At 62.9% G+C, this 23,190-nt stretch carries 15 protein-coding genes; 8 read left to right on the plus strand and 7 right to left on the minus strand.

What is annotated here, in order from left to right:
* The first annotated feature begins 383 nt into the window (after positions 1–383).
* On the plus strand, positions 384–1,733 hold the full coding sequence (locus FJT57_RS14305; protein ID WP_144906393.1) for a DUF362 domain-containing protein: 1,350 nt from the start codon (positions 384–386) through the stop codon (positions 1,731–1,733).
* A 1-nt stretch (position 1,734) separates the two neighbouring features.
* On the opposite strand, the gene FJT57_RS14310 is transcribed toward FJT57_RS14305, so the two are convergent.
* The 5 genes from FJT57_RS14310 to FJT57_RS14330 form a co-directional block, all read right to left on the minus strand.
* Positions 1,735–2,463: a fumarylacetoacetate hydrolase family protein gene (locus FJT57_RS14310; protein WP_144906395.1), complete on the minus strand. Its 729-nt coding sequence runs from the start codon at positions 2,461–2,463 to the stop codon at positions 1,735–1,737.
* Positions 2,464–2,557: 94 nt separating this feature from the next.
* A complete protein-coding gene (locus tag FJT57_RS14315) occupies positions 2,558–4,594 on the minus strand; it encodes a TRAP transporter permease (protein WP_144906397.1) in 2,037 nt (678 codons plus the stop codon).
* A 29-nt stretch (positions 4,595–4,623) separates the two neighbouring features.
* On the minus strand, positions 4,624–5,754 hold the full coding sequence (locus FJT57_RS14320; RefSeq protein ID WP_144906399.1) for a TAXI family TRAP transporter solute-binding subunit: 1,131 nt from the start codon (positions 5,752–5,754) through the stop codon (positions 4,624–4,626).
* A 99-nt stretch (positions 5,755–5,853) separates the two neighbouring features.
* The gene (locus FJT57_RS14325) at positions 5,854–7,428 is read right to left on the minus strand and encodes a class I adenylate-forming enzyme family protein (RefSeq protein ID WP_144906401.1); all 1,575 of its coding nucleotides are present in this window, start codon (positions 7,426–7,428) and stop codon (positions 5,854–5,856) included.
* A 9-nt stretch (positions 7,429–7,437) separates the two neighbouring features.
* The gene (locus FJT57_RS14330) at positions 7,438–8,538 is read right to left on the minus strand and encodes an amidohydrolase family protein (protein ID WP_162524370.1); all 1,101 of its coding nucleotides are present in this window, start codon (positions 8,536–8,538) and stop codon (positions 7,438–7,440) included.
* A gap of 217 nt (positions 8,539–8,755) precedes the next feature.
* On the opposite strand from FJT57_RS14330, the gene FJT57_RS14335 reads away from it, so the two are divergent.
* Both FJT57_RS14335 and FJT57_RS14340 read left to right on the plus strand, forming a co-directional pair.
* Entirely contained in the window at positions 8,756–9,748 is a 993-nt protein-coding gene (locus tag FJT57_RS14335) for a malate dehydrogenase (protein WP_144906405.1), read from the plus strand.
* A 163-nt stretch (positions 9,749–9,911) separates the two neighbouring features.
* Entirely contained in the window at positions 9,912–11,636 is a 1,725-nt protein-coding gene (locus tag FJT57_RS14340; RefSeq protein ID WP_144906406.1) for a thiamine pyrophosphate-requiring protein, read from the plus strand.
* Positions 11,637–11,784: 148 nt separating this feature from the next.
* Here the strand turns inward: FJT57_RS14340 and FJT57_RS14345 are convergent, their stop codons facing one another.
* A complete protein-coding gene (locus FJT57_RS14345; protein WP_144906409.1) occupies positions 11,785–12,927 on the minus strand; it encodes a pyridoxal-phosphate-dependent aminotransferase family protein in 1,143 nt (380 codons plus the stop codon).
* A gap of 140 nt (positions 12,928–13,067) precedes the next feature.
* Between FJT57_RS14345 and FJT57_RS14350 the strand changes: the two genes are divergently transcribed.
* Together FJT57_RS14350 and FJT57_RS14355 are read left to right on the plus strand one after the other, a co-directional pair.
* Positions 13,068–13,976 (plus strand): DMT family transporter, encoded by a 909-nt coding sequence (locus FJT57_RS14350; RefSeq protein WP_144906410.1) that lies wholly within the window; start codon positions 13,068–13,070, stop codon positions 13,974–13,976.
* A gap of 177 nt (positions 13,977–14,153) precedes the next feature.
* Positions 14,154–17,138, plus strand: a complete 2,985-nt coding sequence (locus FJT57_RS14355; RefSeq protein ID WP_144906413.1) for an FAD-binding and (Fe-S)-binding domain-containing protein — start codon at positions 14,154–14,156, stop codon at positions 17,136–17,138.
* A 167-nt stretch (positions 17,139–17,305) separates the two neighbouring features.
* Here the strand turns inward: FJT57_RS14355 and FJT57_RS14360 are convergent, their stop codons facing one another.
* Positions 17,306–18,070, minus strand: coding sequence for an IclR family transcriptional regulator (locus FJT57_RS14360; RefSeq protein WP_162524371.1), 765 nt, complete (start codon positions 18,068–18,070; stop codon positions 17,306–17,308).
* 267 nt (positions 18,071–18,337) lie between these two features.
* Here FJT57_RS14360 and FJT57_RS14365 point away from each other — a divergent pair, with 267 nt between their 5' ends.
* The 3 genes from FJT57_RS14365 to FJT57_RS14375 all read left to right on the plus strand — a co-directional run bounded on the left by FJT57_RS14365 (position 18,338) and on the right by FJT57_RS14375 (position 22,751).
* On the plus strand, positions 18,338–19,930 hold the full coding sequence (locus FJT57_RS14365) for a GMC family oxidoreductase (protein WP_144906417.1): 1,593 nt from the start codon (positions 18,338–18,340) through the stop codon (positions 19,928–19,930).
* 180 nt (positions 19,931–20,110) lie between these two features.
* Positions 20,111–21,205, plus strand: coding sequence for an amidohydrolase family protein (locus tag FJT57_RS14370; protein WP_162524372.1), 1,095 nt, complete (start codon positions 20,111–20,113; stop codon positions 21,203–21,205).
* A 1-nt stretch (position 21,206) separates the two neighbouring features.
* A complete protein-coding gene (locus tag FJT57_RS14375; protein ID WP_144906421.1) occupies positions 21,207–22,751 on the plus strand; it encodes a class I adenylate-forming enzyme family protein in 1,545 nt (514 codons plus the stop codon).
* Positions 22,752–23,190: the final 439 nt, after the last annotated feature.

Genomic DNA, 23,190 nt, shown 5'->3' on the forward strand with positions numbered 1-23,190 from the left:
GTTACCGCGGTGAGTAGTATCGGTGGATTCGTGGCGACAGACCAGTCCTATGACGTTGTCATTGTTCGCGATCGCAGTCCTGCGAAGATTGCCAAACTCAGGAACGCCTCGCCGCAGAAAAACCAAAATCGGATTTCTACCTCCCCAAATGAATCTGAAACCTGTTCGTAGTAGCGGAGTTCAGCAAGGAATTCTGAAATATATAAAATAACTTAGATTCATATATAACAAACATATCTAGGTAGCAGAAAATCTCCAAAACCGCGAGTTTCATTCAACGAAATAATATGTCTACACCTGTTATACCGCTGTCTGTTTTGGAAGTACGCTGCTCGGATTCGACAGTGTGACACGTTTATTATCGAACGACGAGAGGCGATAGTATGGACCAGAACGACGTCGTCAGTGCGCTGTCTGTCCCCGAGGAGACGATCCTGGACGCGTGCGGCGACCCGCCACTGCCCGAAATGGGTGTGATCGAGCAGATTTGGGAGACGGAGGCGATCCCCGAGGCCGAGGTCCGCCACCGTGCGGCCGAGGCCGCGGAATCGCTTCCGATCGAATCGGTGCCAGATGGCGGTGAAATCGCGATCGGGGCCGGTAGCCGGGGGATCGCGAACCTCTCCGAAATCGTCGCGGGCGTCGTCGACGCGGTCGCCGACGCGGGATACTCGCCGTTCGTCTTCCCCGCAATGGGGAGTCACGGGGGGGCGACCGGCGAGGGCCAGCGGGAGATGCTCAACGAACTCGGCGTGACCGAGGACGCGATCGGCTGCGAGATCCGCTCCAGTATGGAGGTCGTCGAAGTCGGTCGGACGCCCGAGCGGGACGTCCCGGTCGTCGCCGACGCGAACGCGGCGGCGGCCGACGGCATCATCCCGATCAACCGCATCAAGCCCCACACGGACTTCGACGGCGTCGTCGAGAGCGGTCTCTCGAAGATGCTCGTGATCGGGATGGGAAAGCAGCGAGGGGCGAAGATCGCCCACGACTGGGCCGTCGACTGGTCGCTCCGGGAGATGATCCCCGAGATCACCGAGCGACTGCTCTCGGAACTCCCGGTCGTCGGCGGCGTCGCGATCGTCGAAGATCAACACGACGACACGGCGCTTCTCGAGGGCGTTCTGCCCAGCGGCTTCCTCGACCGGGAGGCCGAACTACTGGAAACCGCCTACGAGATAATGCCGAAGATCCCGTTCGAGGATGTCGACGTTGCGGTCTTCGATCGCCAGGGAAAGGACATCAGCGGACAGGGCCTGGACACGAACGTCATCGGACGGCGACCGTTCGCGATCAACGAGCCGGAACCGGAGCGCCCGCGGCTCAAGCGGATCTACGTTCGCGGGCTCACCGAGACGACCCACGGGAACGCGATGGGCGTCGGTTCCGCGGACGTGATCCACGAAGATATCGTCGCCGAACTCGACGCGCCGACGACGCTCATCAACGCGCTCACCGCGAGTACGATCCGCGGCGTCCGACTCCCGCCGGTTGTCGAGACCGATCGGGCCGGACTCGTCGCCGCGCTCTCCACTATCGGTGTCGTCGATCCCGACACGGTTCGCGTCCTGCGCGCCCCCGATACGATGCACCTCCATCGACTCGTTGCTTCCAAAGCACTCGTCGAGGAAGCCCGCTCGCGCGAGGATCTCCGTGTGGTGCGTGAGCCCTCGCCGATCGAGTTTGCCGACGGCGCGTTCGACGCGCCCGGATACGGGGACGCTTCGGAGTGACTCAGTTCGAGGAACCCGCCTCGACGACCGTGTTCCGCAGCGTTCCGACGCCCTCGTACGTGATCTCGATTTCATCGCCCGGTTCGATCGTGCCCGGGTTCGCCGGACTTCCGAAGGCGATCACGTCGCCGGGGCGGAACGTGAACCGCCGCGAGAGGTACGAAACGACCTCGTAGGGATCGAACAGCATCAACTCGGTGTTGGCGTCTTGGCGCACCTCGCCGTTTATCTCTGTCCGGATGTCGAGATCGTACGGGGTGACGTCGGTCTCGATCCACGGCCCCAGCGGCGCGGAGGTGTCGAACGCCTTCCGCGCGGTTCGCCCCTGCTGGTCGAGCGCGTCGACGTCGTTCAGGACCGTGTACCCCCGGATCATCTCTGGAACCTCCTCGGGGTCGACGTCGTGACACCGCTCGTCGACGACGGCCGCGAGTTCCCCGGCGTACGTCAGTTCGTCCGTCCACGATGGGTACCGAATCGGCCGGTCGGGGCCGATGAGAGACGTTTGAGGCTTGATGAAGAAGTCCGGTTCCTCGGGGCGGTCGTAGTCCATCTGATCGAGCGTCTCGGCGTAGTTGCGGCCGACACAGTACAGCGCTGAGGGCGAGCAGGGGTAGCCGAGCGCGCCGTCGCGGCCGACCGCGTACGTCCCGTCGTCTGCGACGACGGTCCCGTCCTCGTAGCGTCCTGTGACCGGCCCGTCGGGGGTCTGTATTCGTGCGATTCGCATACGGCGAGTTCGTCGCAACGCTGCAAAAGTCCAACGGAACGGCGAAAACTCACGAGGGCCGTCGATCTCGACGGGAAAAAAGCGGAGAGAGTCGCTAGTTGTTCGCCTCGGCCGCCCGCGGCGACTTCGTGAGATACTGCGAGTACAGCCGTGAGACGCCCGGTATCGTCTTGAACGCCGTCGAGACGACGAGCACGAGGATGGCGACCCCGATGAGCGCCTGCACGCTGTGGTCGAAGAACCCGAAGTACGGGCCGAAGAAGCTCAGCACGGCCAGCACGACGTAGATCGACCGTCCCACGACGGAGAGTCGGCTACTGCCGTCGTAGCCGAAGATCGTGATACAGAGCGCGACGACGCCCATCAGGACCCCGAAGGTAACCATAACCGTCGCTGGGAACTCCCAGTAAATGATCACGTCGTTCGCGACGAATATGAACGGGATGACGAACCCGGGAAGCGCGAGCTTCGAGGATTTGACCGCCGTGTCGAGATACTCCGCTTCGGCGATCTTCGCGGCGACGATCGTCGACGGCCCGACCGGCGGTGTGAGCGAGGAGTACATCGCGAAGTAGAACACGAACATGTGTGCCACCAGCTCTTGGACGCCGAAACGGACCATCGCTGCGCCCGCGAGCGACGCGACGAGGACGTACGCCGCCGGTGCTGGCATCCCGAGACCGAAGATGAGGCTCACGGCCATCGCCAAGAGCAGGAGCAGGAGAATGCTCCCGCCAGCGAGGCTGATCATCAGCGTGTTCAGCCGCTGGGCGAATCCCGTCTGCGTGAACACGCCGATGATGACGCCGATCACGCCGAGGATGACGAGCAGCGGTGCCATATCTTCCGATCCGAGTTTCATCCCTTCGACGGTGTCCCGCACCGCGCTCTTCGCACCGGCGGACTTCTCCTCGTACACGTACTTTACGAAGACGAACCCGACCAACGCGAGCGTGGTGTAGAAGCCCGCCGTCAGCGGCGTGTACTGCAGCACGCCGAGTAGGTAGATCAGGACGGCGAAGGGGGCCACGTACCAGAGAATTTCGAGGAAGACCCCGTAGTCGACGTCGCTGACGTTACGCTCCGTCGACCAGCCGAACTTGTAGATCAGGAGCTGCACGGAGACGATGATGCTGAAGTAAAACAGGATGGCCGGGATCAGCCCCGCCTGAATGATTCTGACGTACGGCAGTCCCAGGAGATCCGCCATAATGAACGCCGCGATGCCCATAATCGGGGGGACGAGCTGACCGCCGATAGAGGCGACCGTCTCGATTCCGCCCGCGTAGCCCTTGTCGACCCCCTGATCTTTCATCAGCGGGATCGTGAAGCTCCCCGTGGTCGCCGTGTTGGCGGCCGACGCGCCGGTGATCGATCCGAAGGCTAAGCTGGCGAGCACCGCAGCGTGCACGATGCCAGATTTGAACAGCTTGCTCACCTCTTTGCTCACGATCATCAGGTAATCTAAGATGCCGTACGCCTTGGTGAACCCGGCGAGAAGCAGGAAGATCGCGACCCACGTCGCACCGATCTGGAGGATGAAGCCGTAGACGCCCTGCATCCCCAGCACGGTCAGTCGGAGCAACTGCATCGTGTCCATCCCGCTGTGGTACAACGCACCGGGCATGTACGGACCGAGGTAGCCGTACAGGAAGCCGATCGGGACGATAGACGCCATCAGTTTCCCGAACGAACGAACCGTCACGTCGGTACAGAGGTAGATTATCACGGCTCCGACGACGTAATCGATCGTTCGGTACCCGACGATCGGGCCCTCTTCCATCCAGCGCACGTGATGTACGTCCACGTACGCGACTACGCCCAACGAGACGATGGCTAACGAAACGAACAGTATCGGTCGGACGAATCGGCTGTACGCGTTCTGCACGGTCTGCGGGAGGTAGTTCAGATACGTCGCCGCCTCGGTCGCGTCAGGATCCAACGCGTCACGAAAGAGACCGATGTAGAAAATCGCCAAACAGAGCCCTAACACGAGGTTCGTGTGACGGACTCGCGATCCGTAGAACGATTCGGCGTAGTACAGCAGCAGCAGCGCTAGGCCTACGCCGAGGACGTAGATGCTTCCATCGGCGAATTTTCGGATGCGTCTCCTTCTTGGGTGATCACTCATAATTTAATAATATGGGGCTGCCGATAGCCTCAGTTCAGGCCGTACTCGTCGAAGAAGTCCTGAGCGGCGGCGTGGTAGTCGAAGCCAGGGTGCGGTTCGTTCGTCCAGTGGTCGTCATCCGTGTAGAACGACAACAGTTCGTGGTATTCGCCCATCGACTCGCGGTTCTGGTACATCGTGTCCAGCATATTGTAGACCGGTTCCTCCGGCGTCTCGGCGGTTCCGTAGATCCACGTCACCTGCGACATCGAGCGGGGCGTGTCGGGCACGTGGGCCCATCCCTCGGAATCCACCTCGAACTCGAAGGAGTTACCCCATCCCTGATCGTTCACGTTGCCTTGGAGTTCCGACGGGATTTCGAGGAGCCGGGCGTCCACGGTCCCCTTGATCTCCTGTACCCAACCGGGCGTGACGGTGCCGACCAACACGTTGGTGAACGCGCCGAGCGCGACGTCGACACGGCCTTCCGCAACCGCGGCGCCCATGTCCCCGTACCCGACGTTCCGCTCTTGGTATTCGATGCCTCTGAGTTCGAGGACGCGGCGGACCATATCCGTGACGCGCGATCCGGCCGGTCCGGGCGCGACGTAGTCGTCCGGTCCGATGTCGTCGATGCTCGAGAACCGCTCGTCTTCGGCGAAGAGGAACCAGTCCGACGTGGAGCCGTGGACGAGAAGCTGGAGGTCGACGCCGACGTCCCCGAACGGCTCGTTGCCCTCGTTGACGTCGTGTGCGGTCGTGCTCTCGACCAACGCGACGTCGATTTCGTCGTTCTCGAGTCGCCCGACGTTCGCGGCCATCGAGGCGCTCGGACGGACGTCGAGGTACACCTCGTCGTTGTTCTCGTTGACGACGCCGCCGAGTCCCGACATCATCGCGAAGTTCGCGCTCACTTCCGAGGCCGTCCCCATAATGAGCGTCTCTTCGGTGCTGCCCTCGTCGGAGCCCGAATCGGAGTCGCCCCCGCTGTTCCCGCCGCTGTCGCTCCCGCCGCTGTCCCCACCGGAGGAGCCGCCGTCGCTACCCCCGTCGCTCGAGGAGTCGTCGTTTCCACCCATACATCCTGCGAGACCGACGGTCCCGAGAAGTCCGGCCTTTTTCAGAAAGCCACGGCGACGAGCGGTGCTACGGCTATCGTTATCTCTGGTACCATTTACCATAGAAGAAAAGATACAATCATTATAATATAAGTGTTTTGGTCGCGTGCGATCGTACCCTCCGGGGAACGTGTGTCGGATGTCCTCGAACGAGGGATTCAGCTACTGTTCGGATTCCCCGACGGACCGTTCCTTGATGGCTGTGCGGTCCAGTTTGTCGCTGGCCGTCCGCGGGAGCGTACTCTCATAGAAGTGATAGGCACGCGGCCGTTCGTATCGAGAGAGCGAGTCGCTCTGCAAGCACCACTCGTCGAGGTCCTCGGCCGTGAGGTCAGCGTCCGTCGCGTGCACGGCCGCGGTCACCCGCTCGCCGTACTCCTCGTCTTCGACGCCGAAGACCGCGGCCTCGACCACGTCGGGATGGGCGTTGAGTCGCTCCTCGACCGGCGTCGGGAACACTTTGATGCCCTTCGAGAGGATCATATTGTCGTCTCGGCCCTCGATGAAGAGGTAGCCCTCCTCGTCCTGGTAGCCGAGGTCCCCGGAGTACCACCAGCCGTCCTCGAAGGATTCCCGCGTTTTTTCGGTATCTTCCCAGACCCACACGGCGGACTCGGCGGATTTCACGATGATCTCTCCGACCTCGCCGGGATCGACGACGTCGTCGGGTGATCCCCCGCTCTCGATCACGCGTACCTGTACGCCGAGATGCGGTTTCCCGACGCTGTCGATTCGGTCTCCCTGCATCTCCTCGGCATCGATGTACGTGCCGCAGACCTCGGTCGCGGAGTACGATTGCGACACCGACGGCGAGATGCGTTCCTGGAGTTGCTCTAGCGTGGTCGTCGTGAGCGTTTCGCCGCCCGATTCGACCGTCACGAGGCTGCTCAGGTCGTACTCCTCGAGGTCGGGCACGCGGAGCACTTCTCGCCACATCGTCGGTACCAGGTTGGAACTGGTGATCGAACGCTCCTCGACGAGTTCGACGTACGCCTCGGGACTCCACTGTTTCACGTAGTACGACGACCCGTTCGCGAGCATCGTCGGCAACGTCGTCGAGTACCACGCGGCGAACGAGGGCGTGAAGAAGTTCGACACGCGGGTCAATCTGGTGGTCCCCTTCTTGTGTGCGAGCTTCATCGCGCGGAGGACGAGGCTCCGGTTGGTGTGGCACCACCCCTTCGGCTTGCCGGTCGTTCCGGAAGTCCACATCACGGCTGCGACGTCGTCGGGGTCGCTCGTGACATCGGGTTCGTCAGCGGGTTGATCGGTCGTGAAAGACGACAGCGGTCGCTCGTACTCCGTCTGTGATTCGCCCGTCGTGACGACTGCGGCGATATCTGTCGAAACCGAGTCGTAAACGTGTTCTTCGACGAACTCGGAGCGCTCTTCGTCCACCACGAGCACTCGCGGACGGAGCGAGTCGATGCACGTGCGAACGCTCTCCGGCGAGCCGCGCACGTGAAGATTCGAGACGATACACCCCGCCTTCAGGCCAGCGTTCCAGAGTATCGTTTGTTCGACGCTCGCCTCGGTGAGGTAGGCGATTCGATCGCCCTGCCTGACGTGCTCTCGGAGGGCGTTGGCCGCGCGCTTGCTCTCCGCATCGAACTCGGCCCACGTGATCTCCCGACCGGAGATCCCGTTTCCGAACGCGACACGGTCCGGGTTGGTTTCGGCGGCGATGCTGGATAACTCTCGAACCGCTGGCAGCTCAACTCTGGGTGATACCTGCATACGGCGGCGTCAGATGTATTCCGGGAAGAGCCGCTTGTGCGGCGGTTCGATGTCGAGCAGGCGGCAGACGTTTCCGCCCATCATCAGATTGAGGTCGTCGGCCGGGATGTCGGCCTCGCGGACGTACTTGTCGATCTGCCGCATCGAGGTGCCCCACGCGTCGCACTGGTGGGCCTGCAGGCCTCGGCTCTTGATCTGGGTCCATCGCGACGGCGGGTAGTCGTACTCGCCGGTCGAGCGGTTCGCCGGGTTGTTGGTCGCGATCCACGACGCGCCCCAGTCGGTCCCCCAGATCAGCTGCTCGGGGCCGATGTTCGGGTCGTTCATCGGCCGCTTGAGGAGGTCCGCCCAGTAGTTACCGATCTCGATGTAGACGTTGTCGTACGTCGCGGCGACGTTACAGGAGTCCTCGACGTTCTTCCGCCAGTTGCCCTGGACGCCGCCGTGGTCGATGATGACCGGGACTTCCGGGTACTCGAGGTGGAGGTCGATTGCGTACTTGATGTCGCGTCGGTCGGGCAGGAGCGTGCCGGGGTCGCGCTCGTAGCCGCCGTTGACGGAGCCGGGGTGCCAGCGAACCGGCACGTCGTGCTTCGCCGCGACGTCGTAGATCTTTCGGAGCTGGTCGTGGCGCTCCTCCCACGGGATTCGCTCGGCGCGGTCGGTGATCGTCGGATCGAACGGCAGCATCTCGCCGATGCCGACGAAGCCGTCCTGGCTGAGCCGTTCGTCCATCTCCTCGCAGGCGCGGTCGATGTCCCACTCCTCCTCGCCAGCGACCGCCTTTCGGTTGGTCTCGTAGGGGTGGGCGAACGCGACGAACTTGTCGGGGTGCTCTTCGACCATCTTCCCGTGAAGTCGGTCGCTGAACCCGAACCCGGGCTGGAGACAGACCATATCGACGCCGTAGAGGTCCATATCGTACAGGAGCCGATCCGTGTTACGGTACGTGACGATTTCGGCGTCGTCGTCCGCCTGATCGGCGTCCTGCGCGTTCCACATTAGTCTGGAAAGCGTGGCGTAATCCGGCTTCTCGTCTCTATCCTGGAAGTTCACGGCGACCCGCTGGCCGTGAACGTGTGTATCAATAACGAATCTTCCCATTCGCATAGCAACTGATCGGTTGATTATCGTCATATATTATATTGTCGGTCGGTCACGTGCGACGCGGTAGGTTGGGTAGCGTTGACAATTGCGTGGCGATCGCGGAATTGGCCGGTGGATCACCTGCGTGGTCGCGGAATTGGCCCGGGGAACCATCCGATCGCGACTGTACCGGGTCCGTTCATCCTATGGAACTATACTCGTCAACGGTGAGGGTCGTGGTATGCACGTTGGTATTATCGGCGGCGCGAGTACGATCGGTTCGACGCTTGCGTACAGTCTCGTCTGCGACGACCCGAGCAATTCTATCACGCTGTTCGAGAAATCGCTCGACGCTGCGTGGGGCCACACGACCGACTTGACGCACGCGAACTACCATTCGGCCGATGCCCCGCGTTCACCACCGGCGGGCCACACGACCGCAGCGGACACCGACGCCGGATCGGTCACTTACGCGCCGACCGAGGAGATCGGAGAGTACGACCTCGACGCCGTCGTCATCACTGCACGCGTTCCGCCGCGTGAGGACGACACACAGCGGAGTGCGCGCGGCGCACGGTCGCGGGAGTTGGAGGCCAACGTCCCGCTCATCGACGCCATCGCCCAATCGCTTGATGGGATCGACCCGGTTCCGACGGTCGTCGTGACAAACCCTGTCGACCGCATCGTCTATCGGCTCTGGACGCGGCTCGGGTGGGACCGATCGAAGTTCCTCGGCTTCTCGTTGGCCGAGACCGCACGGGTCGCCGACGCCATCGCACGGCGATACGAGGTCCACCCGACCAGCGTCTCGTGTCCGACGATGGGTGAGCACGGCGAGCACGTCGTTCCCGTCTTCTCGCGGGCCTCGATCGGCGGCGAACCGATCTCGCTGTCGCCCGACGAACGGGACGAAATCGTCACCGACATTCTGGAAATCCCGTTCGAAATCGCGAAGAAGCGCGGGCTCCAGGACTCCTCTCGCTGGGTGAGCGGCGCGGGCCTCCTTCGGGTGCTCAGAACGATCTCGTCTCCCGACCTCACCGACCCGCTCTGTCTCTCCACGGTGCTGGATGGAGAGTACGGCTTCGAGGACGGCTGTCTGAGCATCCCGGTAACGCTGACGGCCGACGGGATCGATCGGCGAATCGAGTGGGATCTCCCGGACAGCGAGAGAAAGCGACTACGCGAGGCCCACGACGCGATCTGGACGGATATCGAGCGGATCGAATCCTGAGCCGACTCCGCGGTTCGACCGGGTGATCCTTCCGAAGTTACCGGAGACGCTCGCGACAGTCGATCGTGCTTTCTGGGCGGTCCGTACTCGGTTCCGAGAGCGAACCCTGCTCGCGTTCTCAGAGCGAACCCCTATATACGATTATCAAAAATAGACCGACGAGATGGGTGACGCCGCAGCGGACGTGACGGGCGACGACGAACAGACCGCCGCCGAGGTGATGCTTCGATCCCTCCGCGCGTACGGCGTGGAGTACGTCTTCGGCAACTTCGGAACCGACCACCCGCCGCTCCTGGAGGCGGCGGCGCGACTCCGGGAAGACGACCCCGATGCGATTCCGGAGTTCGTGCTGTGCCCGCACGAGTCCGGCGCGCTCGCCGCGGCGTCCGGATACGCGGCGGTGACCGGGGAACCGCAGGCGGTGTTCGTCCACGTCGACGTCGGGACGCAGAACCTCGGAGCGATGGTCCACAACGTCCACCGCGGCGACGTCCCCGTGTTCATCTTCGCCGGGCTCGCGCCGATCACGCACGGCGGCGAACCGGGCGCGCGATCGAGCGGCATCCAGTACATCCAGGACGTCTACGACCAGGACGCGATCCTCGAACAGTACTGCCGGTGGACCGGCGAGTACCGTCCCCCCGCCGATCCCGACGAGTTCGTCGCGCGGGCGCTGACGCTCGCGTCGACGCCGCGTCGGGGTCCGAGTTACCTCACCGCGACTCGCGAAGCGCTGGAGACGACCGTCCAGTCGACGGCCGGATCGCGCTCGCTCACGACGGCCGAACCCGCACCGGCGGACGAGGCGACGATCGATCGGCTCGCGTCGATAGTGCGCGAGGCCAGCGCGCCGCTCGTCATCACCAGTAAGCTCGGCGCGAACCGCCCCGAGCAGTCGGTCGACCAACTCGTCCGGTTCGCGGAGGCCGCGGGCGCGGGTGTCGTCGAACAGCGACCGACGGCGCTGAGCTTCCCGCGCACGCACGACCTTCACGTCGGTTTCGGGCCGCGCGACGCGATGTCGGACGCCGACCTCGTCGTGCTGGCCGACACGGACGTGCCGTGGGAACCGGCGTCGGAGCCGCCCCTCGACGCCGACGTGCCGATCGTGCACGTCGATCTCGATCCCGAAAAGCGACACTACCCGCTCTGGGACTTCGAGGCCGATATCGCCGTCCGAGCCGATCCCGGGTCGACGCTCGCCGCCGTCGCAGACCGTCTCGGATCGGACGCCGCCCAGCGAGATGGGGGTTTATGGCGCGATCAGCACGAGCGAAGTAGGCGAGCGCGCGCCGACGCGCTCGACGCGCAGTACGCTGACGACACGCTGACGCCTGCCGTCCTCACGGACGCGATCAACGAGGTCGTCGACGAATCGACGATCGTCCTCAACGAGACGACGACGAACAAGCGAACCGTGTTAGAGCACCTCGACCTCGACCGGCCGGGAAGTTATCTCTCGCCGTACGGTTCCGGGTTGGGCTGGGCCCCTGGCGCGGCGACCGGCGTCAAGATGGCCGCGCCCGACGACACGGTAATCACGCTCGTCGGCGACGGTTCCTACGTCTTCTCGAACCCGACGGCGTCGGCGTGGATGGGGACCGCCCGCGACGCGCCGTCGCTGACGGTGGTGTACAACAACTCGCGGTGGAACGCCGTTCGCACGTCCACGCTCGATCAACACCCCGACGGGAGTGCCGCCGCCGCGGACGTCCCCGAGAGCAAATTCGACCCGATTTTGGATCTCTCCCACGCAGCGCACGTCGTTGACGCGTACACGGAGGTGGTCGAGTCGGTGGAGTCACTCGACAGCGCCCTTCGGAAGGGTCTCGACGCCGTCGAACGCGGCGAGCAGGCCGTGCTGGACGTCAGAGTCGAACAGGAGTAGTCACCGTCGGTCGAAAAAAGAACGAAACGCTCGTTTTCGCAGGCGTTGGCGCGGTTCACGTTTCGTTTTTGCGGACGTTGACGCGCCTCTGACTTCGTTTCGCGGACGTGGGCCCGGAGCAGACTTCGATCGGAGAGATGGGCGCGCTTCAGGCCTCGTAGCCCTGGTTCGCCAGCGCCTCTTCGAGCGCCGAGAGCACGAACTCGATATTCTTCCGCTGCGCCGAGTAACCCATACAGCCGATCCGCAGGATCTCACCTTCGAGGTCGCCGAGTCCGCTGGCGATTTCGAGGTTGTGCTCCTCTTGCAGTTCGGCGAGCAGTTGCCCGTCGTCGACGCTATCGGGGATGCGTACCGCGTTCAGCGACGGCAGCCAGAACTCGTCATCGGAGTTCATCTCCAGGCCGAGCCCTTCGAGTCCGGCCTTCAGCTCGCCTGCGACGGTCCGGTGTCGCTCCCAGCGGTTTTCGAGGCCTTCCTCGGCGACCAACTGGAGGGACTCGCGCAGCGCGTAGACGTTCGTGATCGGCGCGGTGTGGTGATACGACCGGTCGTCGCCCCAGTAGCCTTCGAGCAGCGAGAGGTCCAGATACCACGAGCGGACCTCGGTATCGCGGTCGAGCACCTTCTCCATCGTCCGGTCGTTGACGGTGAGCGGGCTCGCGCCCGGCGGACAGGAGAGACACTTCTGGCCGCCCGAGTAGGCGACGTCGATGCCCCACTCGTCGACGCGGAGTTCGACGCCGCCGAGCGACGTCACGCAGTCCGCGATCACGTACGCGTCGTGCTCGTGCGCGATGCTCGTGAGTTCGGACACGTGCGGTTGAAGCACGCCCGTGCTCGTCTCTGCGTGGACGAACCCGAAGATATCGGGGTCGTGACGGTCGAACGCCTCGGCGACGTCCTCGGGATCGAGCGGCTCGCCCCACGGCGCTTCGACGCGGACGACCTCGCCGCCCGCTCGCCGTGCCATCGACGCCATTCGACCGCCGAAGTACCCGTTCGTCGGCACGAGAACGGTGTCGCCGGGTTCAACGACGTTCGCGAACGCCGTCTCCATCGACGCCGAACCGGTTCCGCTCACGGGGATCGTCCAGCGGTTCTCCGTCTGGAACGTGTACCGGAGGAGGTCCTGAACCTCGTTCATAATCTCGATGAACGCCGAATCGAGGTGGCCGATGAGCGGTGCGCTCATAATTCGAAGCACTCGCGGATGGACCTCGCTCGGTCCCGGTCCCATTAGCGTCCGTTCCGGCGGATTAAGCGGGTCGGTCTCTGGTGGTTGCAGCATACGAGTCCATACGTGACACGGGGTGAATAAAACTATGTGCATCCCTTCGATTGGTACCGCTTACCGCGATTGATTACTGGTACCACTCACCAAGAACGGTTGCGAAAGAGTATTAGAGCGGGACGGAAATCCTATGAAAAATGGTCGAGATCTCACATCTTCTGGCGGTCGGTCTCGCGATCGGCGCGGCGGTTTCCTCGGCGACGTCGAATCTGAGCGTCAGGCAGGGCACGGACAGCGGCCGGACGAAAGACGCGATTTTCGTTGTTTCGATCGTCAACGTACTCGTTCTCCTCCCCATCGTAGCGGTTCGGTTCTACCCCGAGTACGGGCTGACGCGGCTCTCGCTGGTCTCCTTTGCGATTGCCGGAATCCTCGGAACGCTGATCGGGCGCGCGCTGAACTTCGCCAGCATCGACAAGATCGGAGCGAGTCGGACCGCGCCGATCCTCGCGTCGTGGGCGCTCATCTCGACCGTTCTCGGCGTTATCTTCCTCGGTGAGACGCTCACAGCGATTCACGGCGTGGGGATCTTCCTCGTCGTCGGTGGCGTCGCCGTCATCGCGTGGAAGACGAGCAACGACAATCCCGAGGACCTCCCCCGACCCGAGCTCCTGATCGGGCTGTTGATCCCGTTCGGGGCCGCGGTCGCGGTCGGCTGGGAGCCGATCTTCGCGAACGTCGGCTTCGACGAGGGGACGCCGCCGCTCGTCGGACTCGCCGTGAAGTCGATCGCCGCCGCGCTCGGCTTCGCGCTGTACCTCTGGTGGGACGACGACCTCCCCGACCGCTCGGTCGTCCGCGGTACCAACGCGCGGTGGTTCGTGTTCGCGGGCCTCACGAACACGCTCTTTCTCCTCGGCTACTACGTCGCGCTGTCGATCGCGCCGGTGAACATCGTGAGTCCGATCGTCGTGACGAACACGCTGTTCGTCGTCGTGCTCGCGGCGCTGTTTATGCCAGAACGACTCGAACGGGTCACGTGGCAGATTATGGCCGCCGCGCTCGTCGTCGTCGCGGGCGTGCTGTTGATCACCGCGTTCGGGTGAGACGGCTCGGCGTTCGACTCGGCCGGTTGAGGTGATCCGATTCGGTATTCGACGCGGCCCGGTGATCCGAGTGGGCGTTTGTCGCGGTCGGATGATTTGCCCCGACTCAATTCGCGTCCGCTCGAACCCGGCGACACATCCCCCAACTTTACATCGTCGCATCGCTACCGCTGACGTATGTCACAAAAGACCGTCCCGCAAGCCGACGGACCCGCATCGGCTCCGTCGCCACGGGACGACGCATCGGAGTATCGGGAATTGGCCGCGGATCTCCGCGCGGACGTCGACGGTTCGGTACGCTTCGACGAGTACGCACAGATCCTGTACGCGACGGACGGGAGTATCTATCAGGCACGCCCCGCCGGAGTCGTCGAACCGAGGGACATCGACGACGTCCGCGCGGCGGTTTCGATCGCCGCCGATCACGAAATCCCCGTGATTGCGCGCGGAACGGGCTCCTCGCTCGGCGGGCAGGCTGTCGGTCCCGGCTGTCTCGTCATCGACGTGTCCACACATTTGAACGACATCGTCGAGATCCGCGCCGACGAGAAGCGCGCGGTCGTCCAACCCGGCGTCGTGCAGGACCACCTCGACGAGCGACTCGCCGAGGATGGGTTGAAGTTCGCGCCGGACCCGGCCTCCTCGAACCGCGCCACGATCGGCGGCGGCATCGGTAACAACTCTACCGGCGCGCACTCCGTCCGGTACGGCATCACCGACGCGTACACCGAGCGGCTGAAAGTGGTCCTCGCGGACGGCAGCCTCATCGAGACGCGAGAGGTCGTTCTCGACGGCCCAGAGTGGGAGGAACTCGTCGAGGGGGACACGCGCGAGGCCGAGATCTACCGCACCGTCCGCCGCTTGGTCGAGGAGAACGCCGACGAGATCGACGCGAAGTACCCTGACCTGAAGCGGAACGTCTCCGGGTACAATCTCAACAAGGTCGTCTACGAGAACGACGACGGCGAGCGCGTCATCAACCTCTCGAAGCTGTTTGTCGGCGCGGAGTCCACTCTCGGCGTCGTCGTCGAGGCCGAGCTGTCGCTCGTCACGAAGCCCGAAGCAACCGCGTTGGCGCTGTACTGCTTCGACGACCTGATCGCCGCGCTGGAAGCCGTCCCCCGCGCGCTCGAACACGAGGTGAGCGCGGTCGAGTTGATGGACGCGGAGGTGTTCAGACTGGCCAGGGAGTCCGAACAGTACGCCCGATACGAGGAACCGATCCCTGACGGTACGGCGGCGACTCTTATGATCGAGTTCGACTCCGAACTCGTCGACGACTTCGAGGGCGCCATCGCCGAGGTGACCGAGCGGTTCGTCGCGGAGGGCGATGCCTTCGACGTGATCGAAGCCTACACCGACGAGGCGCAGGCCGACCTCTGGAAGCTCAGGAAGGCGGCGATCCCGCTGCTGATGAGCCTCGAAGGCGACCCGAAACCGTACCCGTTCATCGAGGACGCGACCGTCCCGCCCGCGGAACTCGCCGAATACACGCAGAAGTTTATGGACATCCTCGACGATCACGGGACCTCCGCGGCGTACTTCGCACACGCGGGCAGCGGCACGCTGCACATCCGCCCGATCCTCTCGTTGAAAGAGGACGACGGAGTCCAGACGATGCGGTCGATCACCGACGACGTCACCGATATCGTCGTCGAGCATCACGGGGCGTTTTCCGGCGAGCACGGCGACGGCCTCGCGCGCACGGAGTTCAACCCTAAGATGTACGGCGAACGGCTCTGGACGGCGTTCCAGGAGCTCAAAACCGCGTTCGACCCCGACTGGCGGATGAACCCGGGTAAGGTCGTCTACCGCGACGACAACCCGACAGATATGCGGGAGCACCTGCGCTACGGCGAGGGGTACGCTTCGATCGAACCGCAGACGAAACTGGACTTCGACGATCAGGGCGGCTTCTCGCACCTCGTCGAACTGTGCAACGGCTGCGGGACGTGTCGCCAGCAGGACACCGACGTGATGTGCCCGACGTACCGCGCGACGGGCGACGAACTGGCGACGACGCGCGGCCGGGCGAATATGCTCCGCGCCGCGATCAGCGGCGAAATTCCCGAGGAGCGGCTGACGTCGCCCGAGTTCCAAGAGGACGTGTTAGATCTCTGTGTCGGTTGCAAGGGCTGTAAGTCGGACTGCCCGACCGGCGTCGATATGGCGAAGCTCAAGTCCGAACTCAAACACCAGTACCACGAGGAGCGCGGGCCGAGCCTTCGCACGAAGCTGTTCGGCAATATCGACACCGCCTCGAAGTGGGGCTCCCGGTTGGCTCCGTTCTCCAACTGGGCGATGTCGGTTCCGGGATCCGACATCGTCGCCGAGAAACTCTTCGGTATCGCTCCCGATCGGTCGCTGCCGCCGTTCGCCGACGAGTCGCTCGTCGAATGGTTCCATCGACGACAACCGAGCATATCGGAAGCAGATGCCGACAGAAAAGTCGTGCTGTTCCCGGACACGTACACGAACTACAGCTACCCCGAACCCGGGAAGGCGGCCGTCCGCGTGCTCGAAGCCGCCGGAGTCTCCGTGCACATTCCGACCGATCTCGCCCCCAGCGGACGGGCGGCGTACTCGGTCGGTCTCTTGGACCACGCCGCCGACCGGGCGCAGACGAACGTCGACGCCTTCTCGGCGTACCTCGACGACGGGTGGGAGATCGTCGCGGTCGAACCGAGCGACGCCGTGCTCTTCCAGGACGAGTACACCACGCTCCTGAACACGGAGGCCGCAGAGCGCGTGTCACAGCACGCATACGGCGTCTGTGAGTATCTCGACGTCCACCGACTGGTCTCCGAGTTACCGGTGCGGGAGGGACTCATCGAAGAGACGCTCACGTATCACGGCCACTGTCACCAGCACGCGGCCGGAAAAGACCACCACGCGGTCGGCGTCCTTCGCCGGACGGGGTACGACGTCGACCCGCTCGATTCGGGCTGCTGTGGAATGGCCGGAAGTTTCGGCTACGAGGCCGAGCACTACGACGTCTCGAAGTCGATCGCCGAACTGTTGTTCGAGAAGATCCGCGCGAGCGGGGGGACACAGGTCGTCGCACCCGGCGGGTCGTGTCGGAGTCAGATCGGCGACAGTTCGCTCGTCGACGAGCATCCGCCGCATCCGATAGAACTGGTCGCGCGGGCAGTCGAACGATAACTGGTTTCCGACGAAATTCGTTTTACGATGTAAAAATTCCTTCTCCGATGTACTTCCGATAGCAAACGCCGACTGATTCGCAGACTGAATGACAAATGTACGTATGTTATTCTCGACCTGTTTGCCGAATGGATTATTGCGATTTTGGCACGATTATGACTCGTCGGTCACGAGTACGCGATCCGCAGTTCGATGAGGTTCGCGGTGTTCTTGATCTCGTCGACGTACCGCTGTCGCTCGTCTTCGCTCGCGAGCTGGCTCTTCGGCACGGAGAGGCTGATCGCACCTTTGACGACGCCTTCGTCGGTGAGAATCGGGGCGGCGACGCAGCGCAGTCCACGCCAGTTCTCCTCGTCGTCGAACGCGTAGCCCTGCGCTGTAATATTGTCGAGTTCGTCGAAGAGCGTGTCCTCGTCGGTGATGGAGTTCTCGGTCGACGCCGGAAGCCCTCGCTCGGCGATTATTTCCTCCACGCGCGAGCGCGGAAGGTGCGCGAGTATCGCCTTGCCGAGGCCCGAATTGTGCAGCGTGAGCTGGCTTCCGACGTGGGTGTCAATTTCGACGGCCTCGTCGCCTTTCGCGCGGTAGAGTACGATCCCTAACCCTCGCTCGTGGGTTGCGAGCGTTACGAGCTCGCCCGTATCCTCGGCGAGCTGATCGAGTTTCGATTTCGCGGCGTCGTAGAGATCGACTTCGTTGCGGAGGACGCCGCCGATATGAAGAAACTGCAGGCTCAGACGGTACTCGTCGCCCTCTTTGACCACGTATTCGTGCTCGCGGAGCGTCGACAGGTGATTGTGGACGGTGCTCTTGTTCAACTCCAACTCGTCGGCGATATCCCGCAGGTGGGCGGATCGACGCCGCTTGAGGACATCGATGATCCCGACCGTTTTTTCGAGGGATTTTATCGGGTGATTCGCTTGCGCGGCCATATCCGTTCGTAACGGCTGGTTCCACATCAATGTTTAGTATTGGATAATTCAATCTCGTATTACGATCGTGAGGTGTTTCCAGCTATCTCCCATCATCTGGGTTAAAACGGGGTTATACGTTGAAATTTCAGGTCCGATGAGAATGTGACGCCTGTGATTCATAAAATACGGTTTTACAATAGTGAATTCCGAGTGGGTCATTGGTTACCGCCCTGACTACTCCGCCGCAAGCGCCACGCTCATTACCGTCCGGAATGATCGGGATCTATGCCCAAACGATCGGAGTCGTACGATTATGTCGTGGTCGGTGCGGGAACCGCGGGCTGTGCAGTTTCGACCCGGCTATCAGAACAATCGGATCAACGCGTGCTCGTCTTAGAGGCCGGGGAGCCGGATCACGATCGATCGATTCACGTTCCGGCAGAGGTCGGGCAGTTGATGCGGAGTTCGGTCGACTGGGAGTACTACACCGAACCGCAGTCGGAGATGCACGATCGAGAACTCTACTGGCCGCGCGGGAAGGCGCTCGGCGGGTCGAGTTCGATGAACGCGATGATTCACATTCGCGGTCATCCCGGCGACTTCGACGAGTGGGCCGACCGAGGAAACGACGGGTGGAGTTACGAGGAACTCCTTCCGTACTTCAAGCGAAGCGAGACGAACCGCGCGCGTCGATCTGAGTACCACGGCCTCGGGGGGCCGCTCAACGTCGCCGACCTCCAGTCGCCGTATCACCTCTCCCGGGTATTCGTTGAGGCGGGAGCCGAGGCTGGATACCCCCGAAACGACGACTTCAACGGGGCGACACAGGAAGGCGTGGGGCTGTATCAGGTGACTCAGAAGGACGGCAAGCGCCACAGTGCCGCCGCCGCGTACCTCAAGCCTGCGCTACTAGAGCGCTCGAACCTGACCGCACGGACCGGCGCACAGGCCTCGAAGCTCGTTTTCGACGGCGACCGCGTGGTCGGCGTCGAGTACGAAGACGACGATGGCCGACACGTTGTCGAGGCCGAAGAGGAAGTGATTCTCTCGGCGGGCGCGATCAACACGCCACAGCTGTTGTTGCTGTCGGGGGTCGGTCCAGCGGAGCACCTCCGGTCGCACGGTATCGACGTCCAGACCGACCTCCCGGGCGTGGGACAGAACCTGCAGGATCACCTCCTGATCGCCGTCAATTACTCGTGCACGGGCGCGGTCACCCGCGACGACACGGGAACGCTCGATGACATCGTCGAGTACCACGTCCACGGGTCCGGTCGTCTCTCCTCTAACGGCGGCGAGGCGGGCGGGTTCGTTCGGTCCGATCCGTCGCTGGACCGCCCGGACATACAGTTCCACTTCGGTCCGGGCTACTTTATGCGTCATGGGTTCGAGAACCCCGATGACGGGAATGGGTTCTACATCTCCGCGACGCAGACCCGTCCGGAGAGCCGCGGGCAGATCGAACTTCGATCCGACGACCCGTTCGACGATCCGAAAATCGATCCGCGGTATCTGACCGAGCGCGAGGACCTCGACGTGCTGATCGAGGGCGTCCGCAGGGCCAGAGAGATCGCACGGGCGGAACCGTTCGACGAGTACCGCGGCGAGGAGGTCTGGCCCGGCGAGGATGCCGAAAGCGACGAAGCGATCGCGGAATACATCCGCGAACGCGCCCAGACGATCTACCACCCCGTCGGGACGTGCAAGATGGGCGACGACGGGACGGCCGTCGTGGACGATCGCCTGCGAGTCCGCGGGGTTTCGGGGCTCCGCGTCGTCGACGCGTCGGTGATGCCCCGAATCGTCGGCGGCAACACGAACGCGGCGACGCTCGCGATCGCGGAGAAGGCGGCGGACCTCCTCGCCGAAGGCGAGTAACGCTGCGTTCATCGGAACCGATCGTACCGTCACATCCACTATACGTGACTCCGCGTCCGCCGATCATACCGTCACGTCCGTTGGTACCGTTTCGCAACGCGCGGAGTCGAAGGTGAACCCCTCGATACGTTCGCTCTCAACGGAACGGTTATTATGATTCGTCCGAACCGCTCAGACGGTATGAAACTCGGACGATTCGTCGTTGACACCCACGTTCACGGGCAGCGACACGCGGTCAGATTTAGCCAGAGCGACGAGGACGCGGAGTACTCCCGACTCGGGGAGTTGATGCACACGGCGACGCCCGCCGACGAGGCCGACGAGGACGATGCGGTCATCGTCTACGACAACTCCGATCGGCTCGTCTACGATATGGACACCTACGGTGTGGACATGTCGCTGCTCCTCCCCGCCTTCGGGATGACGAACAAGATCAACAAACAGATCATCGACAAACACCCCGACAAGTTCGTGGCCTGCGCGTACCCGGTCCAGACCAAGAAGGCCGCGATGCGCGGCGAGGAGGAGTGGACCACGGAACGGGCCGTCGAGGAACTCGACGAAGTGCTCTCGTGGGACGGGATGGTCGGCATCGGCGAATTCATGCCGTCGGATCCGTTGGTGGAAGAGCGGATGACCTGGCGGGAGCGCAAAAAGGAGATCCGACAGTTCTTCGACGTCGCGGCGAAGCACGACGTGCCGATTCGCTGGCATCCCGGCGCGGCCTCGGGTTATCAGGCGGGCGGGCTCAGAGAGCAGGACAAACTCCCGGACTGGCGCGACCCGCTCAACGCGACGGACATCATCCACGAGTACCCCGACGTCGACCTCGTGTTCGAGCACGGCGGCATCCAGGGCCACTGGCGGTATAACGTCGAGCGCGCGTGTATGGTCGCGGCACAGCACGACAACGTCTACCTCGAAGTCGGCCTGTGGTGGGACGACATCCTCAACCGACCGATGAACGACCCCGACATCGGCCCCGACCAACTCCTCTGGGGCACCGACTGGGGCGCGTCGATGATCGCAAAATCGAACAACTCCGAGAGTCCGATGGACTACCCGTCGATCCGCTGGGAGCAGTTCAGCGCCGACGGCATCCCGGCCCACCAGCCCGATTACTGGGGGACGTCGCTGCGGATGCTGAACAAGTACGCGATGGACCACGACATCCCGCAGGACGAACTCAACAAGATCCTCGGCGGCAACTTCTGCGACATCTACGACATCGAGCCGCCGCACAAGCGTCTCTTCCCGGAGTTCATCGAGCAGTAGTATGCACCGGATTCACAACGAACTTCCGGCGCTCAAAGACCTCTCCGCGCACAACGCGGCCAAGAGCGGCGACTCGATCGCGTTCGAGGACGCCACCGAGTCGGTCACGTGGGCGGAGTTCGAAGAACGGAGCCGCAAGGCCGCGAACGTCTTCGCCGATTACGTGAGCAAGGGCGATCGAATCGCGCTGTTCTCGAAACCGTCCGTCGAGCACGCGACTCTGTTCAACGGCGCGCTCAAGGCCGGTGCGGTGACGACGAACCTCCACAAGCGGATCGCCCCCGGGTCCTTCCGCGAGTGTCTCGACCGGACGAAACCGAAGATCGCGGTCATCGATTCGGACCTCTCGGAGTCGTTCGCGGAGTTGGTCGGTCCTGACCAACTGGACCGACTGACCGCGGTGTTCAGCACCGGTGAACCGCAACAGGAGTACGAGACGGGGCTCTCGGAGAGGCTCGCAGCGGCCGATCCCGTCGAACCCAACGTGCTCGTCGAGGAGGACGATATCGTGACGATCGCGTGGACGTCGGGGAGTACGGGCCACCCGAAGGGCTGGTGTCACACCAACCGAACGATGTTCCTCAAGGGGATGGAACTCGGCACGCGCTCGGGCTTTTCCCGCTCGGACAAACAGTTGGTCGTCAACCGACCGTCGTTCCTGATCTGGACGAGCTTTCTCACTCGTTCGCTGCTCGGCTGTGAGAGCACGTACTACATACCCGAGTGGGATCCCGAGCGATGGTTGGAGATCGTCGACGAGCGGGACATCACCCGAGCCGTGCTCGTTCCGACGATGTGGAAGGAGATTCTCGACAGCGATCCCGAGCGCTACGACCTCGATTCGCTTCGCTCGATCAACTCCACCGGCGAGAAGCTGAACCCGTCGACGCTGAGCGAACTCCGAGACCGGATCTGCGAGAATATCAACCAGTCGTACGGCTCGACGGAGATTCACTCGACAGTCCTCTACAACAACGAGTTGACCGAGGAACGCATCGAGAGCGTGGGCAAGCCCCAGTCGGGGACGCAGGTTCGGATCCTGGATCCCGACGGTACGGTCGACGACACGCTGCCGCCGAACGAGAGCGGCGAGATCGCCGTCAAGAGCTATCAGGCACCCGCGTGGATGTGGGAGGACGAGCGCGGTGAAGCCGCGTTCGAGGACGGTTGGTGGCGTTCCGGCGACAAGGGATCTCTCGACGAGGAGGGCTTCCTCTACATCGAGGGTCGCATCGACTTCCAGATCAAATCGAAGGGTGTGAAGATCACGCCCGAACCGATCGAAGAGGAACTCGAACGGCATCCCGACGTCACGAACGCCGCCGTCGTTGGCGTCGACGACGCGGAGTACGGCCAGAAGGTGACGGCGATCGTCGAGGGGAGCGACGACCTGACCGAAGAGACGCTCGACGCGTGGATTCGAGAGAGCGACACTGTCGCCAGCCACGAACGCCCGCGCGCCTACTACTTCGTGGCCGAGATCGATCGGACGCCGAGCGGAAAGCTCGATCGAAACGGAACGAAAGCGCGTCTGGACCTCGACTAACCGACCGTCCGCGTTTCTTCGTCGATCGGTCCCGGGGTGACGGCTGCGTCGTTGCGGCTTTTCACTGGTCCCGTCGCTCGTTTTCTGGCTACCGTTCGAAAATACAAACCTCTATAGAAAACCACGTTTCTAATAGAGCTTTGACTAGTTACGTTTACGCCTCTCAGAGATCGAACCGAGGCAAAATATCCGAAACACGCGCTATTTAGCGGGTATCGCGCGTTATCTCGCGGTGTTCTCACGGGAGGACGTATCGTATATTTGTGAACGTTAGTATCTGCTCAGGATACATATTTATCCAATTGTAATGTACTCTCTGACTTCTCGTTCGATATTCTCCGAAACGTTCTCCGGCGACTTGTCGGTTCTCGCGTCTCTGCTCTCTGCTAGACATTACAACTTTATTCTTGTAATTCTTTATGTTCGTTTATTTCGAAAC

The sequence above is a fragment of the Halobellus captivus genome (genome assembly GCF_007655485.1).
Lineage (GTDB): Archaea > Halobacteriota > Halobacteria > Halobacteriales > Haloferacaceae > Haloquadratum > Haloquadratum captivum.

Coding starts and splice junctions, on each gene's coding strand:
- FJT57_RS14305 (WP_144906393.1), top strand. CDS start 384: ATGGACCAGAACGACGTCGTCAGTGCGCTGTCTGTCCCCGAGGAGACG.
- FJT57_RS14310 (WP_144906395.1), bottom strand. CDS start 2,463: ATGCGAATCGCACGAATACAGACCCCCGACGGGCCGGTCACAGGACGC.
- FJT57_RS14315 (WP_144906397.1), bottom strand. CDS start 4,594: ATGAGTGATCACCCAAGAAGGAGACGCATCCGAAAATTCGCCGATGGA.
- FJT57_RS14320 (WP_144906399.1), bottom strand. CDS start 5,754: ATGGTAAATGGTACCAGAGATAACGATAGCCGTAGCACCGCTCGTCGC.
- FJT57_RS14325 (WP_144906401.1), bottom strand. CDS start 7,428: ATGCAGGTATCACCCAGAGTTGAGCTGCCAGCGGTTCGAGAGTTATCC.
- FJT57_RS14330 (WP_162524370.1), bottom strand. CDS start 8,538: ATGCGAATGGGAAGATTCGTTATTGATACACACGTTCACGGCCAGCGG.
- FJT57_RS14335 (WP_144906405.1), top strand. CDS start 8,756: ATGCACGTTGGTATTATCGGCGGCGCGAGTACGATCGGTTCGACGCTT.
- FJT57_RS14340 (WP_144906406.1), top strand. CDS start 9,912: ATGGGTGACGCCGCAGCGGACGTGACGGGCGACGACGAACAGACCGCC.
- FJT57_RS14345 (WP_144906409.1), bottom strand. CDS start 12,927: ATGCTGCAACCACCAGAGACCGACCCGCTTAATCCGCCGGAACGGACG.
- FJT57_RS14350 (WP_144906410.1), top strand. CDS start 13,068: ATGGTCGAGATCTCACATCTTCTGGCGGTCGGTCTCGCGATCGGCGCG.
- FJT57_RS14355 (WP_144906413.1), top strand. CDS start 14,154: ATGTCACAAAAGACCGTCCCGCAAGCCGACGGACCCGCATCGGCTCCG.
- FJT57_RS14360 (WP_162524371.1), bottom strand. CDS start 18,070: ATGGCCGCGCAAGCGAATCACCCGATAAAATCCCTCGAAAAAACGGTC.
- FJT57_RS14365 (WP_144906417.1), top strand. CDS start 18,338: ATGCCCAAACGATCGGAGTCGTACGATTATGTCGTGGTCGGTGCGGGA.
- FJT57_RS14370 (WP_162524372.1), top strand. CDS start 20,111: ATGAAACTCGGACGATTCGTCGTTGACACCCACGTTCACGGGCAGCGA.
- FJT57_RS14375 (WP_144906421.1), top strand. CDS start 21,207: ATGCACCGGATTCACAACGAACTTCCGGCGCTCAAAGACCTCTCCGCG.